The organism is Paenibacillus thermotolerans (genome assembly GCF_028745515.1).
Lineage (GTDB): Bacteria > Bacillota > Bacilli > Paenibacillales > YIM-B00363 > Paenibacillus_AE > Paenibacillus_AE thermotolerans.
The window spans coordinates 77,001-95,425 of record NZ_JAQZSG010000009.1 but is presented as its reverse complement, the minus strand read 5'-3'; the positions used below and the strand labels follow the sequence as shown (position 1 = coordinate 95,425).

General features: G+C 48.6%; 13 protein-coding genes and 1 riboswitch. All 13 genes read right to left on the bottom strand.

Features of this window, described 5'->3' with window-relative positions:
- Positions 1–39 precede the first annotated feature (39 nt).
- The 13 genes from PT964_RS09770 to PT964_RS09710 all read right to left on the bottom strand — a co-directional run bounded on the left by PT964_RS09770 (position 40) and on the right by PT964_RS09710 (position 18,253).
- Complete coding sequence (locus PT964_RS09770; RefSeq protein WP_274363173.1) at positions 40–738, bottom strand: RraA family protein; 699 nt, start codon at positions 736–738, stop codon at positions 40–42.
- A 164-nt stretch (positions 739–902) separates the two neighbouring features.
- Positions 903–2,117, bottom strand: coding sequence for a formaldehyde dehydrogenase, glutathione-independent (gene fdhA, locus PT964_RS09765; protein ID WP_274363172.1), 1,215 nt, complete (start codon positions 2,115–2,117; stop codon positions 903–905).
- Between the two features lie 180 nt (positions 2,118–2,297).
- Positions 2,298–3,038 (bottom strand): response regulator, encoded by a 741-nt coding sequence (locus PT964_RS26510; protein WP_425262694.1) that lies wholly within the window; start codon positions 3,036–3,038, stop codon positions 2,298–2,300.
- Positions 3,039–3,056: 18 nt separating this feature from the next.
- A complete protein-coding gene (locus PT964_RS09755; protein ID WP_274363171.1) occupies positions 3,057–4,679 on the bottom strand; it encodes a GspE/PulE family protein in 1,623 nt (540 codons plus the stop codon).
- A 49-nt stretch (positions 4,680–4,728) separates the two neighbouring features.
- Positions 4,729–4,819, bottom strand: a riboswitch (cyclic di-GMP riboswitch).
- 213 nt (positions 4,820–5,032) lie between these two features.
- Entirely contained in the window at positions 5,033–6,115 is a 1,083-nt protein-coding gene (locus tag PT964_RS09750) for a Gfo/Idh/MocA family protein (RefSeq protein WP_274363170.1), read from the bottom strand.
- Between the two features lie 18 nt (positions 6,116–6,133).
- Positions 6,134–7,117: a Gfo/Idh/MocA family protein gene (locus tag PT964_RS09745; protein ID WP_274363169.1), complete on the bottom strand. Its 984-nt coding sequence runs from the start codon at positions 7,115–7,117 to the stop codon at positions 6,134–6,136.
- A 118-nt stretch (positions 7,118–7,235) separates the two neighbouring features.
- A complete protein-coding gene (locus PT964_RS09740) occupies positions 7,236–8,945 on the bottom strand; it encodes an extracellular solute-binding protein (protein ID WP_274363168.1) in 1,710 nt (569 codons plus the stop codon).
- A gap of 62 nt (positions 8,946–9,007) precedes the next feature.
- Complete coding sequence (locus PT964_RS09735; RefSeq protein WP_274363167.1) at positions 9,008–9,928, bottom strand: carbohydrate ABC transporter permease; 921 nt, start codon at positions 9,926–9,928, stop codon at positions 9,008–9,010.
- 34 nt (positions 9,929–9,962) lie between these two features.
- A complete protein-coding gene (locus tag PT964_RS09730; RefSeq protein WP_274363166.1) occupies positions 9,963–10,913 on the bottom strand; it encodes an ABC transporter permease in 951 nt (316 codons plus the stop codon).
- Between the two features lie 22 nt (positions 10,914–10,935).
- A complete protein-coding gene (locus PT964_RS09725) occupies positions 10,936–13,968 on the bottom strand; it encodes an alpha-mannosidase (protein WP_274363165.1) in 3,033 nt (1,010 codons plus the stop codon).
- 203 nt (positions 13,969–14,171) lie between these two features.
- Positions 14,172–15,335, bottom strand: coding sequence for a GntR family transcriptional regulator (locus tag PT964_RS09720; protein WP_274363164.1), 1,164 nt, complete (start codon positions 15,333–15,335; stop codon positions 14,172–14,174).
- A 241-nt stretch (positions 15,336–15,576) separates the two neighbouring features.
- The gene (locus PT964_RS09715; RefSeq protein WP_274363163.1) at positions 15,577–16,365 is read right to left on the bottom strand and encodes a YheC/YheD family protein; all 789 of its coding nucleotides are present in this window, start codon (positions 16,363–16,365) and stop codon (positions 15,577–15,579) included.
- A gap of 643 nt (positions 16,366–17,008) precedes the next feature.
- Complete coding sequence (locus PT964_RS09710) at positions 17,009–18,253, bottom strand: FAD-dependent oxidoreductase (protein WP_274363162.1); 1,245 nt, start codon at positions 18,251–18,253, stop codon at positions 17,009–17,011.
- Positions 18,254–18,425 lie beyond the last annotated feature (172 nt).

Sequence of the window (18,425 nt, the reverse complement as noted above, 5' to 3'; positions counted from 1 at the left end):
TCACCTGAAATCCTCGCGGGTTCCGGCCTGCTTTATTTCTTAAAGAACCGTGTCGTCCAGCTCCATATTCAGCTTTTCATACAATTTTCTGCGGCTGACTTTATCGTTCGTCAATTCCTGAAGGGCGTATTTCGCTACATCATACGCCTTTTCGATCGGTACGACTACGATCCCGTCTCCGTCGGCAACGATCACATCGCCTGGACGAACCAGCGTGCCCGCAATGTTTACAGGAATGTTGTGCGCTTGATATTCAACACGGCCCTGCACCATCGTTTGCGACACGTATCGGGAGAAAACAGGAACCTGGTTCAATATAAGTTCATCGGTGTCGCGGGCTCCGCCGTTCGTTACGATCCCGCGGCAGCCCTGACTTTTGTATTCCAGCCCGTTATTTGAGCCGATGATGCCTACATCGGTGTTGCTTGCATCTAGCACCAACACGTCGTCCTCGCCGATTTCTTTTCCCCAATGGTAAGTGGCAATGTTTCCGTACCAATGATTCGAGAAGTTCGTATATTCATCTCCCGACATATGAGGGATGATCTTTTCCGTCGGAACAAAACGAACGGTTTTGGCGAATCCGCAAAACCGCGTGCGGTATAACGGCGTAATTCCCGAAGAGATCGTAATGCTGCCTCTATGATGCATCATGTTCCAATCCATTCCGTCACGCACGTCCGCTACACGGAGCTTGCCGTACATTTCCATCAGTTCTTTTCTGTTTACCTCGGTCATCCTTATCATCACCTCTATATGTTTTTCCGACTTTTACCACCTCATTATACAAGAATCGCCGAGGCGATTGGAAGCGATTTCACCAATTTGATTGCAGGTGAAAGGATACAAAAACAAACTCCCGGATTTCTAATGGAAACCCAGAAGTTTGTTAGATAACTTTATTATCTTACAATACCGTGCGGGTCGATAACGTACTTCCGGGATGCTCCTCGATCGAACGCATGGTAGGCATCCGGCGCCTGATCCAACGAGATGACCGTTGCATTCACGGCCTTCGCAATTTGCGCTCTACCGCTCAAAATGGCGGACATAAGGTCTCGGTGATACCTCATTACCGGTGTTTGGCCGGTGACGAATGTGTGCGCTTTCGCCCACCCAAGTCCGATCCGAATCTTCAAAGTACCGATTTTAGCCTCCTCATCGATCGCGCCGGGATCGCCCGTTACGTAAAGTCCGGGAATGCCAAGCCGGCCTCCCGCGCGCGTGACCTGCATTATCGAATTCAATACGGCAGCCGGCGCTTCACCTTGATCCGCTCCATGGCCGCTTGCCTCAAACCCAACGCAATCAATGGCGCAGTCCACTTCAGGAACACCAAGTATTTGTTCGATTTGCTCGGACAAGTTCGGATGCTCCCTTAGGTTCACGGTTTCGCACCCGAAGCTTCTGGCTTGCGCCAATCTCTCGCTGTTTAAATCCCCAACAATGACAACTGAGGCGCCGAGCAATTGCGCGGAATGGGCGGCAGCTAGCCCGACCGGTCCGGCCCCCGCGACGTAAACGGCGGCGCCCGGTTTCACGCCCGCACTTACGGCTCCGTGGTAACCGGTCGGGAAAATATCTGAAAGCATGGTCAAATCCTTGATTTTCTCCATTGCTTGATCTTTGTCGGGGAACTTGAGAAGCTGGAAATCGGCATAAGGGACCATGACGTATTCCGATTGTCCGCCGACCCATCCGCCCATGTCTACATAACCGTAAGCGGAGCCGGGCCGGTCCGGATTTACATGTAAACAAATGTGCGTGTTTTGTTCTTTACAATTGCGGCAGCGACCGCAAGCTATATTAAAGGGAACGGAAACGAGATCGCCTTTTTTTATAAATTCTACGTCTCTTCCTACTTCAATGACCTCTCCGGTTATTTCGTGCCCCAAAACGAGACCGCTTGGAGCTGTTGTGCGCCCTCTTACCATATGCTGGTCGCTGCCGCAAATATTGGTCGTGACCACCTTCAATATTACGCCGTGCTCGCACTTTCTTCCGACATTCAACGGATTGACTCCCGGTCCGTCTCGAAGTATTAAATCAGGATAATCAATGTCTCGGACTTCTACTTTTCCCGGGGCGACATACACAACCGCGCGATTTCCCGCCATACGCATCAACCTGCCTTCATTCTTATGTGGTAAGAGTCATCCTATGATAGCTGCGATCAAAGTCCCTTTTACAAAGTATTTCTGTAAAAACAGGTATATGCAAATAATCGGCAGTATGCAAAAAAACAGGCCGATCATGGCGGTATCCGACCATAATCAACCTGTTTGATGTAACGTTTTTCAAACCGCCAACTGTTTATTCAGCCATGCGTTCAGCTCGCGAAAGCCGTCTAACGAAAATTGAATTTTTTGCGGTTCCAGCCCTTCGCAGTTCATCTCCACTACAAATTTGTTTTCATCCTCTGTAACTACAACCGAATAAGTCGTTTTCTGGCCATGAATCTCTTCCTTCCAATTACACATGTAACTCGTTACAAAGACCGGTCTATTCAATTTTTGGACAGCCTCTTCCAATGGTGCTTCCTCCTTAATAACTACTTTTTCCGTTTCCGATTCATCTTCCGTTTCTTCTTCCATTACCGTTGCCGCAACTTCTCGTTGTGCATCGGATTCCGATATTCCATCCGGATCGGCGTCGCGTTCATCGTCTACCAAGTACGGAAGCGCATCTTTGGTTATGACTTCATTCAACTGCTCCGCATTGAACGGTTTTAGTACGTACCCTTTCGCGCCGGCGTCCAATGCTTCAAAGATAAGATCTTGCTGATTGCTTGCAGAACAGACGATGATTACGGCTTCCGGATCCAAGTCTATAATCTCCTTAATCGCTTCGACCCCGTTCATCTCGGGCATCGTCAAATCCATCATGACGACGTCCGGTCGTAAACTTTTATACTGAAGGACGGCTTCCCGGCCGTTCGCCGCCTCGCCTACTACAAGGTGTCCATACTGTGTTACATAATCGGAAGCCATCTTTCGCATGAAATGGGTATCGTCAACGATCAAAATGGTGATTGGCATCTTTTTCTCGTCCCTTCTTTAGGTTAAAACCTCTTCCAGTGTGGTGATTCCGTTCCTTGCTTTGATCAAACCGTCGTGGAGCAGCGTTTTATGACCGATCTGCTTCAAATACGTTTCATATTCGTCAATACTCCGGTTTTGAGCAATCAGGCTCCGCAGCGTATCGTCGATCGAAAGCACTTCATAAATCCCGACTTGTCCGCGGTAGCCGGTATGGTTGCAAAGTCTGCAGCCGCTCCCCCGAATGACGGTCGGCTTTCCATGAAAATGCGCGCTGACAAAGGTGCGGAAATTCCCCAATACCGTATTTTGATTTTCCGGCTGAAGCAGTTCATGTTTCCCGTAGACCTCCGTTTCATCGGCAGTCATCGGCGTGTTCTGCGCGCACTGGGCGCATACCCGACGCACCGTGCGCTGATGAATTACGCAAGTCAAGGATAAAGCAAGAAGTGGCGAATCTATCCCTAAGTTTTGCAATTGCTTTATGGTTTTAACGGCGCTTGTCCCCTGCACGCCCGCTATCACTAAACAATCTGTCAGTGAAGCTTTTACCGCCGCCTCGGCCGTATCGACGTCCTTTGTTTCTCCAACCATTACGACATTAGGGTTTTGCCGTAAAATAGCGCGAAGTCCATGTGCGAAAGTTAACCCGAGTCCGTCGTTCACCTCCACCTGCGATACGCCTTCTACGATGTGTTCTACCGGATCTTCAATCGTAGCGATATGAATATCGTCTTTCATCACATGCTTAACAAGGGAGTATAACGTTGCGGTTCGGCTGCTTCCGTTCTCGTCGGCAACCAAGACCAATCCTTTCGAACGTTGAACGGCGGCTTCCACATGCTGAAGATGGCTATCCGTAAATCCGATTTCGGATAATGTCACGATGCTCTCATTACGTTTCGTAATCTTTATAAACAATTGTTCTCCCCGCGTAATCGGAAGCGTTGAAACTCGAATGTTATACATTTCATTATCTAACGTTTTCGTGAATCGACCGTCTTGAGGCAAACGGCGTTCGTTCGTAATCATGCCGGCGCTTCTCTTGATGAAGTTAACGAATGCCTTTTGTTTGTCTGTCGGAACGGTTCGTTGTGTCTTCAGGACGTTCTCGATTCGGTATTTCACAAGTAAGCCGTTTTCTTGAGGGTCAAAGTAAATTCCGTTAGATTTATTTTGAAGGCATAGCGTTATGATTTCGGTAAATTGTTGATGGCGCTCCGCTTCGCCATAGTGAAGCTTCCGCACCCGTTCCAGCTCTGAACGTAAGGCAATCAGAGGCTGGACCGTCATGCCGGTCGCTGCTTGAATTTCTTGGATTCCTTCTTTATTCAGCGGATCCGCCATGGCCAATCTCAGCTTTCCGGCCCTTCGTTCCACCGGCATCACGTTCAGCCGTATAGCCATTTCCTCGTCAACAAGCTGAATCATCTCTTGTTCAACGGTTGCCTCGTTTAGTTTCACCACGGGAATGCCAAGTTGAAATTCAAGCGCCTCCGCCAATTGAATTTCGGTGACCACTCCTTGCTCCATTAAGATTTCACCGAGTTTTTGGGAGGAATGTAGCTGTTGATGCAAAGCATGCTCCAGCTGTTCTTGTGTGATCAGACCGTTCATGATCAAAAGTTCGCCGATTTTCACTCACGAGGTGCCTCCTCAAACATCATTTGAACAGCAAAAAGCCAAAGCTTCGAGCAACCCGGCGATCGTGCTGCCCTTGCGGCAGTGTAGACCCGTGGCTTTGCGTCCCTGACTTTCGAACAGGTTTGCCTTTTATCCATTTACTTTGGCATGATTCAAGATTCCCATTATTTACACTATTAATATTACAGCAATACAAAATGCTAGAGAAATAGGCATAAAGAATGGAGTTGATAACGCGTCTAAATAACTATAAAAACAGGAATTTTCAATTAGAGGGACAGGCACAATTTACCATGCGAATAAAATAAAGAGCGCTTATCATCATACATAAGCGCTCTTCGTTCACTTATTTAATTATTGTCGAAGTAAACGGTTTTTCCGGTTTCTGCCGATCGATATACCGCTTCTAAAATTTGCGAAACGACCATAGCTTCTTTCGGTTTCACCAACGGTTCGGTATCGTTCACGATGCTGTGAATCCATTGCTTGGCTTCATACTCGAAATCGGTCATCGGTTCGCCGCGGAACAATTGCCTTGCATTCGGATTCACATCGATTTTGTTTAGAAACAAGCTCCCATCTCTTTCGCCATTAATCCGCAGTTCATTTTTAGCAAAATCCGCCCCGCCTTTCGTCCCGCACAGCAAGCTGCCTCCGCTTTCCGCAAAGTTGAGAGCCCAGCTGCTTTCAATGATGACCGTGGCCCCATTTTTAAACTTTACATAGCCGAACGCCGAATCTTCCACCTCGAATTCGTCCGGATTCCAAGAACCCCACTCGTTTGCGGCATTTTCGGTATGCTTCAGTTTATGAAAGACGCTTCCGACCACGCTCTCCGGCTCGTAATTGTCCATCAGCCATAAGACCAGATCCAGAGAATGCGTCCCGATATCGATCATCGGACCGCCTCCTTGTTTCTCCTTATCCAAAAACACACCCCATGTGGGCACGCCTCTCCTTCGGGTGGCGACCGCTTTCGCGAAATAAATTTCTCCAAGCTCCCCGTCGTCGATCATCTTCTTTAGCAGCTGGTTTCTGGCGTTGGAACGATTTTGATACCCGATGGTCAGCTTCTTGCCGGTACGCAAGTGGGCTTCGTACATTGCCTTGGCCTCTGCGCCGGTTTTCGCCATCGGCTTTTCGCACATCACATGCTTGCCGCTTTCAAGCGCATCGATTGAAATCGGCGCATGCGAGCTGTTCGGCGTTAAAACATGTACAACCTCAATATCCTCCATTGCAAGCAGATCCTTATAGTCCGTAAACACTTTTGCGTCGGGCACCCCGTACTTTTTCGCGGCTTCCTCGGCTCTTTCGATCTTCAGGTCGCAGAACGCCACCATCTGAACGTTATCCAATTTGGCCAAACTCGGCATATGTTTGCCGTTAGCGATCATTCCGCAACCGATGATTCCTACTTTTACGGTACGCATAAACATCACCCCTTACCGTTATTTGAACTCTACCGTCCGGTTTTCCTTATGAGCGATATAAGCCGCTTCCAACAATTCCGTCAGCTTCGTTCCGTCTTCCAATCCGAAGGGCATAGGCTGATCTTGAAGCAATGCATCCGCCCATTGGATAATCGGGAGCGGCTGCTCGTTAGGAAGTTGATTCGGCGAAATCCATCCGGGGAAAGGCAAATCAAAGTTCTTAGAGATGACCCTGACGTTATTGTCCGAGATCATCAAAGTTCCCTCCGTACCGTAAATCTCAAGAGCGGAAGGCGTTCTGTATGTAACCAGGCTCGTTTCGACCAGTGCGACCGCGTTATTCGCGAACTCGATGGAACATTGCGCATTGTCTTCCACGGCCCTGTTGGTGAAATAAGAAAACATGGATGTAATTTTTTTTGGTTTTCCCAACATCCAGCTGGCTAAATACATCGGGTGGCACCCCAAATCCATCATGGCTCCGCCCCCCGTTTGCTTCTCGTCGTACCAGTAATCCGGCAGCCAATTGTTCAAAGCTCCGTCGTGCCCGTTACGAATGCGCAATAACGTGACGTCCCCTAGCAAACGGTCATCCAGCAGCTGCTTCGCAAACAACTGATGCGGCCTGGTGCGAGCGGGAAACGAAATGCAAAACTTAACGCCGGCTTTCCGTACGGCCGCTGAAATTTTGTCGCATTCTTCAACGGTAAGAGCCATCGCCTTCTCGGTGAAAATATGCTTGCCGGCCTCCGCCGCCGCTACCATGACGTCCGCGTGCATGCTGGTGGGGGCATCAACCACGACGCCGTCTATGTCGTCCCGTTGTAAAAGCGTATCCAGGTCCGCTTCAAAGTCAGCTCCTAAGCTTGCTGCCCATTCGCGTCCGCGCTCGGCTTGTTCGTCCCAAACTGCCGTGATGTTAACGTTTCCGTGAGATTTCAGTTGTCTTGCATATCCTTCCGCATGCACATGCCATTTGCTTAACATCGCTACGTTCAACATGCTTATCCCTCCGTAATCGTTACTTCAATGCATCGTTCCTTACAACGGTTCAACGATCTTCAAAAGGCATTTATGGGATGGCAGCAGACACCATCCCATAAATGATATTCCTCTTTTCCTAGAACCCTATATCATCTCTTTCTGCAGCTTTTTGCGCCACAAATTCCGTCATTTCTTCCACTCCGGCAGCTCTATATTTATCCTGGATATTATGAAGTATTTTTAGAGCTTCCTCATCCGATTTCGCGAAGATCGCTTTCTCAAATTCGTCACCGAAATTCAGACTGGCGGTGGCATCCCTATATTGCTGGTATTTCGGCCACTCTCTTTCTAGATACGTGGCGCTTACTTTGTCGATAATTTTAATAGGCATTCTCGCCGAGAAGCTTTCCTCGAGCTTTTGCCACTCTGTTTTTTGATCTTCAGGAGTCGGCCAGGTGACATCCGCGGAGAAGCCGCCGATGAAGCTGTCGCTGAGATATCGGATCCCCGCATCCCGTTTCAGGTCCGGATTGTCGTCAAATTGCTTTTTCACTTCCGGGATCCATTGCGGCTTCCCGTCTACCATGTTGTAATGCGTCCCTTCGATCCCCCAGTACGCAAGCAAACGGCCTTCATCGCTGCTAATATAGTCAAGGAAGCGCAGTGCGGCGTCGGGATATTTGATCTTCGCGCTCAAGAATACGACCGGGAAACCGGAACGTCCGGGCTTTTCCACCTGGGTTCTAATATTTCCGCTCTTATTCTTCATCGGTCCGAGCAGCTCATATTGCATCTCCGGATTCGTCTTATAGAGCGTATTTTGCAATTTCCCCATCATGCTTTGAGCTCCGAATACGGCAAGCTTGCCCGTAGTAAGCTTTTCCGTCGCTGTCGTATCGGTATTGCTGAACGCTTCAAGATCGAATAATCCGTCTGCAATCAGCTTTCTCATGTATGCCAATCTGGCTTCATAGTCTTTGGAAAGCGCCCAGAATGTAAGCTTTCCGTCCTCCATCCGGAAGTCCGAAATATTGTAATCCGTCCAACCGGCCAGGAATTGGCCGTAATCCCATCCGTCATGCATGGTGCCGGCAGGAATGACCGGCTTGCCGCCGATATCTTTGAAATTGCCGTTTTTGATCTTTACCAACAGATCGTACAGCTCTTCTTGCGTATCGATATCCGCCGCATTTACATTCAAAGCCTTCAAAATATCTCCGCGGGCATAGAGGCCATAATTCCAGTTATGGATGCTTTCCGGAGTGCCGTCCGGCGTCTGCATCGGAATGACATACGTTTTGCCTCCGAAATCCGGACTGTTCAGTTCGAATTCGGCAAAATCTTTCGCAACACCGGTCGTCAGAAGCTTTTTCACATTCGGATATTTATCGAGATAAGGGGTTAAATCCAGCAACTGGCCTTCCAAGGCCGCCTTCTTGATGACTTGTCCTTCACCGCCGGTAGTGGACCAGAACGGCGCGTTCACAATATCCGGAACCGTATCGGAAGCAAAGATCGTATTCAGCTTTTCTACTTCGCTTGTTGTGATGGATTCCATCTTTAACGTCACGCCGGTTTTCTCCCGAACCCGTTGGGCTACGGGGTTATTTACCTGGTCTTGCGGGAATCCGCCCCCGCCGCCGTTCCAGGCGCTCAAGAACGTCAACGTGACTTGCTCCAATTCGTCCTTGCCCGAACCATCTTTATTACCCGTATTCGTTTCTTGTTGCCCGTCGTTACCCGTATTCGGTTCATTTCCCCCGCCTGTTCCCGTGCATGCCGTCATTGTCACGAAAAGCAACACTAGAGCCATGCTAAGAACACTTTTCAGCCTGATCTTCCTCACTGTACAATCCCCCTTCATGGGATAATTTTTTTTATATAAAAGGCTTAGCCTTTTATACACGATTACTCCTTAAGAGAACCGACCAAAACACCTTTAACGAAATATTTCTGAAGGAACGGATACACACAGACAATCGGAGTCGTAATAATGATTACAAAAGTCATTCGTAACGCTTCCGGGGTCACACCCCTCAGCTCCATCTGAGCCTGATTCATGTTTTGAATCGCCGAACCGCTGTTTGACGACGCATTCGTCATCGACTGAAAAGACGCTTCGCTGATCATCTTGTTTAGGAACGTGGCCGCAGGCTGCAGTTTTTCATTCTGGATGAAAAACTGCCCGGTAAACCAGTCATTCCACACGCCCACCCCGACAAACAAGGCGATGGTGGCGAGCACAGGCAACGAAAGAGGCAGTATAATTCTTGAAAATACCCCCAACTCGCTTGCTCCGTCTATTCGAGCCGATTCGGATAAACTTGTGGGGATTCCGTCGAAAAAGGTTTTCATAATAATCGCATTGAAAAAGTTGTAAAGCGACGGCAGTACGAGCACCCAAAACGTATTGAGGATATGCAATTGCCGGAACAAGATAAATGTAGGAATAAGTCCCCCGCTGAACAAAGTGGTAAAGAAAAAGAAGAATACGATATACTTCCTGCCGGGCAACCCTTTGCGCGAAAGCGCGTAGGCTAATAATGCCGTCAAAAATACGGAAAGTGTCGTTACCACAAACGTTCGGGAAACGGATATGAAAAACGAATTTAAGATCAGAGGATTTGTAAATGCCTTAGCATAGTTTTCTAATGTAAATACTCTAGGAAAAAAGTAAATGCTGCCCTTCATAGCATCGTAGCCGTCATTAAATGAGAGGGCCAGAAAATAAATAAATGGATAGAGTGCCGTAATGCAAAATAATAACAGCGCCAAGTAGTTCACGGACATATAAATTCGATCGGCTGCCGATAACCTTCCCACACCCATACCCACACCTCCTTGCGTTCATCGATTGCCCGATTTACCATAACGATACTTCGCTAATGCGTCTGGAAATGTTGTTTACGATAACAATGAGAAGAAGCGAGATGATAGACTTGAATAATCCGATGGCCGTGGAATACGCAAATTGTCCTTGTTGGAGGCCTGTTTTCAAAACATAAGTGTCCAATATTTCCGAGACGCCTAATGTAGCCGGAGTTTGCATCAGCCATATTTGGTCGAAGCCGGCGTTCAGTATTCCGCTTAGGGAGAATATGAGCAGTATTCCGATTGTAGGCGTTAGGCATGGAAGCGTGATTTTAAACAGCTTGCTCCATCGTCCCGCGCCGTCGATTTCAGCGGCTTCGTAAAGGTGAGGATCGATGTTGGTCAGGGCAGCTAAATAAATGATCGATCCCCAGCCCACACCCTTCCAGATGTCGGATATGACAACGAGCGGATAAAATAATTCCGGCATACCCATGAAAAATATAGGCTCCAAACCCATTTGGTAACGGATGTCATTGATCAGCCCTACGTTCGGGGAAAGAATTTTTTGAAGCAAGGTAACGACAACGACCCATGAAACAAAGTGAGGAAGATAAGATATCGTTTGGAAAATTCTTTTGATTTTTTCGTGCATGACCGCATTGAGCATGAGTGCCAAAATCAACGGAGCGGGAAAGCCGAAAATCAGCTTTAACGCGCTGATTGACAGCGTGTTGCGGAGCACTTCGTAAAAGCTGGAATCGTTTAGAAACTGTTCGAAATATTTAAAGCCTACCCATGGACTCCCCAAGATTCCCATATTGTATTTGAAGTCTTTGAACGCAATCAAAATGCCGTACATCGGATAGTAAGCAAAAATCAGATACCAAATGATGGCCGGAACCATGAATAAGTAGATATGCCTGAAGTACCATATTTTCGTCATCGTTTTGTTCTTTTTTAATTGCTCCAATGAAGGAAAGACTGCAATTTTTGAAGACATTTTCCCAGAACACCTCCTACATTCAATTGAATAGAGCTGTAAGTCTAAGAGTCTTAATTTCGAAAGGGGTGAACGAAAGATTCAGTGTATGTTCGTTACTATGCAGTTGTTGGACACGCTCTTCCATTAAATCGGCCAACCAAGCTTCAGACATCCGAAAGCCTGTGTGCAGGTCGGTCCGGACTCGGGTTCCCGCCGTCTCGTATAGTCTGACGATGACATCGTTGCCGTCCTCCGCACGTTTCACCGTTTCGATCATTACGTTAGGATGGTCAAGCTTCAGGAACGAAGCCGGCTTACTCGCGGAACCGATCGTATTCGAATATTCGATCGTTCGGAGCGGGACATTCAATTCATAGCCGCGCTTATACACTTCTGCTTGGACATGGTCTCCGCTATGCGGATAAATCGAGTATGTGAACGTATGCTTCGCGCGGTCCGCCTCGGGATCCGGGTAACTCGGACTGCGTAACAGGTTTATGTCAAGAACGTTCTGTTCGGCGCGGTGGCCGTATTTGCAATCGTTGAGCAGCGCCACTCCGTAATCCGGTTCGGAGATATCGATCCAATGATGGGCGCATATTTCGTCTTTGGCAAAGTCCCACATCGTATTGCGGTGAGTCGGGCGCTTGATATGCCCGAATTGAATCTCGCAGTTGACGGTGTCCGAACGGACATTTACCGGGAACGATGTACGAAGCATAGTTCCCGCTTCCTTCCAATCCGCCTCCGTTACAAAATCGATTGTTCGGCTTCCGGCGGTAAGCACGACCTTCTGCGTCAGACTGGACAGCCCGTACTTGTAGCGGATCAACAAACCGGTTGTCGGACCCTCGGCGAACGATTGCATTTCCTCAACCAGGAGCGGCGTTCCGCCGGAAAGCCGGTAGGCGGGCTCGAAATCCCAGGCATCTCCTTCATCGTGGTAAACGCGAAGGTCATTGCCGATTTGTCCGGGTAGGATGACTTCCCTCTCCTGTTCCTTATCCCATATGGAAGTTATTCCGCCGTCCGGGCTGAACGTAACCTTCAGTAGCTCGTTTTCCGCAATTCGCTCGGTTATTGAGACATTCAATTCATGAAACGGCGTATCTTTCCTAACGGTGGACAGGGTTTGGGGCTCCAACGTGACGAAGCCCATGGGCGGGACGCGGAGCAGCAGCCATTCCACGTCCAGCTTAAGCCATTGTTCCCGCTCCCAAGGCAATGAATTAAATACCGCAACGCCGGGTTCTTTCCGATCTCCTGCGCCCGCCGCGCCGGCCGCCGATCGATAGCTCGTTTCGATCATTCGTTCGACTTGCTCAAGCAAAGCCGCATATCGATCCAATGATTCGTCATAAACGCGTTTGATGGAGGAGCCAGGAAGTATGTCATGGAACTGGTAAAGCAGCACTTCCTTCCAAATAACCTCCAGCTCCTCCGAAGGATACGGTTTTTCGTCTGCCAGCCATGCGAGTACGGAGGCGAATTCGAGCTCCCGCAACGCTTTTTCCAATTTTCGATTGAATCGTTTGTTTCGGGCCTGGCTCGTTAACGTTCCTTGATGTTTCTCCAAATAAAGCTCCCCGCGCCAAGCTTGATAGCGGTCGGCGTTTTCGGCCAGCCTTTCAAAGAAACGATCCGAAGGTTCCTGTACTACCGGACATAATCCGAGCAGGTTTTTCTCCCGGCTGAGCCGTTCGAGATGTTCTTCTCCCGGCCCCCCGCCTCCGTCGCCGATCCCGAACAGCATGAGGCACCGATCGGAAACGCTTTTATCCAAATATTCGGTTTCCGCTTTTATAATGGAGCGAGGTGCGGCCGGGCTGTTATATGTATCTTCCGGAGGCATATGTGTGAGAACTTTGGAGCCGTCGATCCCTTCCCAGAAGAACGTATGATGAGGGTGGCGATTGTACATGTTCCACGAAAGCTTCTGGGTCATCATATAATCCACGCCGGATTTCTTTAAAATTTGGGGAAGGCTGGCGGAGTACCCGAACACATCGGGCATCCATAACGTCTTCATGTCTCGGCCGAATTCCTGCAGGAAATACCGTTTCCCGTATAATATTTGCCGTACAAGCGATTCGCCGCCGGGCACATTCGTATCCGATTCGACCCACATGGCCCCTTGAGGCTCCCAACGTCCTTCCTTGATTTTTTGTTTGACCTCCGCGTACAGCTTCGGATAGTATTTCTTAATCCAATCGTATAGCTGGGGCTGACTGGCGCCGAACACATAATCCGGATAACGTTCCATCATTCTTAATGCCGTCGAGAACGTTCTCGCTCCTTTGCGAATCGTCTCCCGGATCGGCCAAAGCCACGCGAGATCAATATGCGCATGGCCGATGGCGCTGATCGTCAGGACCGGATCCCCGCCGCGCATCGCCAGTTGTTTACCGAGTATGCGGCGCGCTTCGGCGATTCGTTGATCGGTCAGCTCCGTTAATAGCAGCGAAGCATCGGACAACGCACAGAATATTCGTTCCTTCCGCGCGGAGCCGGACGGCAGCTGCTCGGCTGTTTCGAGGAGCACTTCCGCGTCATAATACAACTGTCTGACTTGCTCGCGGCAAATGGCGATTACCGCTTCCTTCAACGTACCGCTCCGAAACCGGCCGAACAAGTCATTGCAGCCGGCGTCGCCCCACAGGTCGATCGTCTCCTCTCCCGTAGACGACTCGCAAACATGTACGACGCGTTTCCCCGGAAGTCCGAGCGAGTAATCAAATTCCGAATTAATATTCGTTAGCCCTTGTCTCGGAGTACCATCATGATCCACTAGGCATAATTCGCCGTTTACGTCGATCAGCAGAACTACTTTAGCTCCAACCGCTTCTTTAGGCACGCTGCCTGTAAAATGAAACCAGCCGCAGTCCCAAAGCTCGCCCCATCGATCGCCGGCTTGAAGCTCTGCTCGTCGCCCTGAATACCTCTCTGAGAAAGGAGTCGGCTCCGGCGTGACCCAAACCGTAACCTTCAAATCCGAAAGAGGAACATAAATAGACTCCTGCAAGCGTCTGACCATGGATTTCAAAGATTCCGGTCTCACTTTATCGTATGGCATACCCCGATACCTCCTCACTGACATTTGAAAACGGTTACAATTGCATATTAATAATATAATATATTCAATATATATAATCAATATTTTTTTTGAAAAAAATAAAATATAATCCTTTATAAGGGTCAAATGGAAATAGACCCTATTTCGGCGCATCGAAACAGGGTCTATTTCCGCATTTTATTTGAAGAGTTCATTACACGCTATTATTGCTTCGCACCGCAAAAGCATGCTCCCGTCGTCTTGCCGATGACCAGCTCCGGCTCCACTAGCGTTTTGTAGTATTTGCCGTTTCGCCCGACATCGCCGTTCATGACCTCCAGCAGCGTATAAGCTGCCCGATAGCCCATATCTCGTTCAAACTGTTTGATATGGGTGTAAGTGCTATACCCTTCTAGAATTGAAGTAGGATCGTCAAAGCTAATGATGGATATGTCATCGGGCACCTTTAATCCGGCTTGACGCGCCATCTCGTAAATTTGCACCCCGAGCTTTCCGTTCAGCGAAATGTAGGCAGTTGCCATCCGATTCCGAATATAACGATACAACGGATGCGCTTCCGATTTGTCTAAGCTTACATATTCAAACCCGATTAAAATGTGGGCCGGGTTGATGAGCGCACCTTTATCCTTCAAGGCATTCATGTATCCGTCGATTCGCTCCTGCACGGTAACGGTTTGAAGGGGCGAATCGGAGCATATCGCAATTTCCCGGTGCCCTAGCTCCCACAAGTAATTCACGGCTAGATTGACGCCAAGCCTGCCGTCGGAAGCGATATAATGAGTATCTATTCCCGGAAGGTAGCGGTCGATCAGCACGAACGGAAAACCGGCAAATTTCATGCTTAATATTTCCTCGTTGAACAATTCCTCGTCAACCGGGAAAATCAGCAATCCTTCCACTCCGATTTTTTTGCATAATTTAATGGCTTCTTTTTCCTTATCGATATTGCCTTCGGATAAATGGATGACGCAGCTGTAGTTATTTTCACGAAGCGCCTGTTGAATGCCTTGTACAAGCCGAATAGTAAAATAGTCGTAAATGCTGGGCAGGATAAGGCCGATCAACCGGGACCGGTTTTCTCCGCTCGGTCGAACGACATCATGTAAAGAGGTTTTCAATGGTTCCGGAGAGGCTTCAGGTTCGGGATCGTTCACGAAACTTCCCTTTCCGGGCACTCTCGTTATAATTTTTTCGTTGACCAATCCGGACAAGGCGTTAACAACGGTGATCTTGCTAACACCGAAGCGCTCCATTAACTCCTTTTCCGTCGGAATTCGGTCACCGATTTTTAATTCCTGCGATGTAATCAAGTCGCGTATGTAATCTTGAACTTTCTGATATAAAGGCGTTCTGTCCGTTGAGTTCATCCGTAGTCACCAATTTTCCGTACAAAATTTGGTTATTATTATAACATAATATTAAAATTTGCAATCGGTTTTCTTGAATTATCGTATATTATTAAATATATTAAATATAAAAAATACCGTCAGTGATAGCCTCCGCCTGACGGTATCCCTTAGGACGGGGCTGCAGAAAGATTATTTTGTTGCTGAAACAAAAAAACGCCTTATAATTTTTGTTATAAAGCGTTCTTCTCTATATTTGCTGCTACGGATTGTTAAAACCGGCCAGCTTTTTCATATACAACAAATTTTCCTTTACGATCTCGTAATATAGCTTTCGATTTTTTGCATCCAGAACGATCGTATGGTCACCCAGACCGTTGACTTCGATAAGCCATATTTTTCCGTTTTTTTCAACGCCGATATCCAATGATAGATCGCCATAGGAAACTCCGAATGCTTGTTCCATGGCAATTGCCAAATCCAGTGCCGCGCGATTTATGCGCTGTCTCAACCCGATGACCCGCGCATTAGATAGCTTCCAAACCTTTTTGAGCGTGTTCCTCCCCATTTCAGCTTTGCCGCCGGAGGATACGTTGCTTACAATACTTCCCGGTATTCCGTATTTTCCGATAAACGCGCAAACCTGCCACCGGCCGTGCCTGTTCTTCAAAAGGATCGCTCGAAAATCAATAAGCCGTTCCTTTTCCTTCATAAGCGGTATCCCTTGCTGGACGATATATCTCTCCTCGTGAACATTTCGGCGCAAGAAGGCGAGCAGTTCCGAGTCCTCCATCCGGGAGCTCTTGACACGTCTCCTTCCTTCTCTCCATTCAATCAGACAGTGATTCGATTGTATTCTCGATAGCTTAATGATTCCTCTTCCGGACAAGCCGGAAATCGGTTTGATATAAACGGTGCCGTGTCGATCAAGGAAGTTTAACGTCTTCTCCGCATCCTGAAACAGGACCGATTCGGGCAAATAGGTTGTCACGGTCGGTATCGAAAGTAACCGTTCATGTACCAACCATTTGTCAAATCCCCTTTGATTCACGATTTTATCCCCGTATATGGTGAATAAAGGGTGTTTCCATGGAATCGAAATTTTTCTTAGTACGACAGCCGGATACGGAAAATGACGCTTCATCCATTGTTTCGTTTCGTCATCATACATTAGGCCTACTATGTTATCGCTCCGTAACCCGTTAACATGGAATGCAACGAGCATTCCGCCCAAATGCGCATAGTTTCGTGAGAAATTGTGCAAAGAGAAGTTTCTTCCGGTCAGGATTCCGATAAAGGGTCCAATTACGATCGCATTATTTTGAACGGCGAGCTCATAAAGATGGCTAAGGGATACGCCTAGCTCGGAAAGAAGCTCCCTTGAGAGAGAGAGTTGCTGTTCCCCGATGCAATCATTCATTGCAAGCTTATACGGCATGCTTCGCAGACCGAACCAAAGCGTTCCCCGGGAAGGGATTTGACACGCTTTCGCCGTTCTTGGGTGGATCAAGACACAGTCTTTCTCACGGTCGTGGGGCACAAGTTTGTAGCGCAATTCTTACATCCCCCCATACAAGTCGCAAGGCGGAATCATAAATCCTATTTATTATTGTATGAAAATGTAAGCATCAAGATAGAACCAAATGACCCGCAGCATGTAACCAGATCCGAAACAAAAGCGCATAGACGACGAGTTACCCGTTGCCGAGCAGATGCTTGGCTAACCGCTTGGCCAATGCCAATACGGTGAATGTCGGCGGCAGCCCCCACTCCGTCGGAATAACCGATGCGTCGCAGACGAATAAGTTCTCGTACTCCGTTGCCAGATTGGAATCTACCAGATCGCCGATGCGAACGGAGCCGCCGGGATGTGCCGCCGTCCAGCGAGTAGTGTAAATATGTTTGGCACCCGCCGCAGTAAGAATTGATTTCGCTCTTTCGTATCCCCGCTTCATTTTTCGCCGGTCCTCATCTGTAAAGTCTCTAATCGGCTTACCTTCCCGAGTGATCACGCCGCCGATACTGTCCTTGATCTTCACCATTATAGCCAACGTCTTCGCGTGCTGATGAATGCGATGGAATCGTAGCGCCTGCGCGGTAAAGAGCTGGTAGACCAGCTTCGGCACCGTAAGATCCGTCAGCATGTATCCATCCTCCGGCACATGGATTCCTGCGGCCATCGGAATCTCGTTCCCGGCCCGAATGCCGTCCGCTACCCCTTGCACAATAACTAACGGATCGCAGAAGAAGCCGTCTCCGGCTCGCTCAATGCCGCTTCTGCGCAGAATCGCCGGCGAGCCGATCCCGCCTGCCGAGAGAACAATCCGAGGTGCGTACGCGGCAACGCTTTTATGATTGACCGTGTACTCCACGCCAACCGCTTTCCTTTCTTGTACGAGCACCTTATTGACCGCCGCTCCGTTCATCAGAACGGCGCCGGAATCGAGAGCCTCTTGAACGAACTTCGCCGCATTCCATTGTGCTTCAAAGGGGATATGCCCGGGCGTACACATCGATTGATCGATGAATTTATTCAGCTTCTTCCAAGGGAGATGAAGATGCTCGGCGCTCTCCATTATGGTTCGAGCCGCCGGGCCGATCAGTTCATCGCGCAGCGGAGCAATCGGGAGCTCTTTCTTAAGCTCTTCCGTTTCTTTGGCCAATGAGACGCCGTACCGTTCGAAATAGTGCTCCGGCGGCTCGTGTGCCGTTCCGTAATAAAGAACCGAGCTGCCACCGGTACGGATTCCTCTCACAAGCGTGCGGCCTTTGTTCATGAACAGCATTTCTCGGTTTCGAAGCATCTTCGGAATGTGTATAGTCGTGTCCCAACCGCCTTGTTCCAGGATCAGGACTTTCTTTTTCCTGCGGGCCAGATCCCTAGCAACCGTTGCGCCACCCGGTCCCGTTCCGACCACAATCACATCATATTCGTTCATTGTCTCTACCTGCCTGTTCGCTTGGAAAACCATTTGATTGACAAGAAACGCTAAGATCGAATGTCTATGTACGACTGACAATCTTATTGTATTGTTACATACGCGTAGAATAAAGGAGAAAATTCCTATCTTTCCGTTATCGGAAGCGAAAAAGACCGGTCCCTCTCGGAAT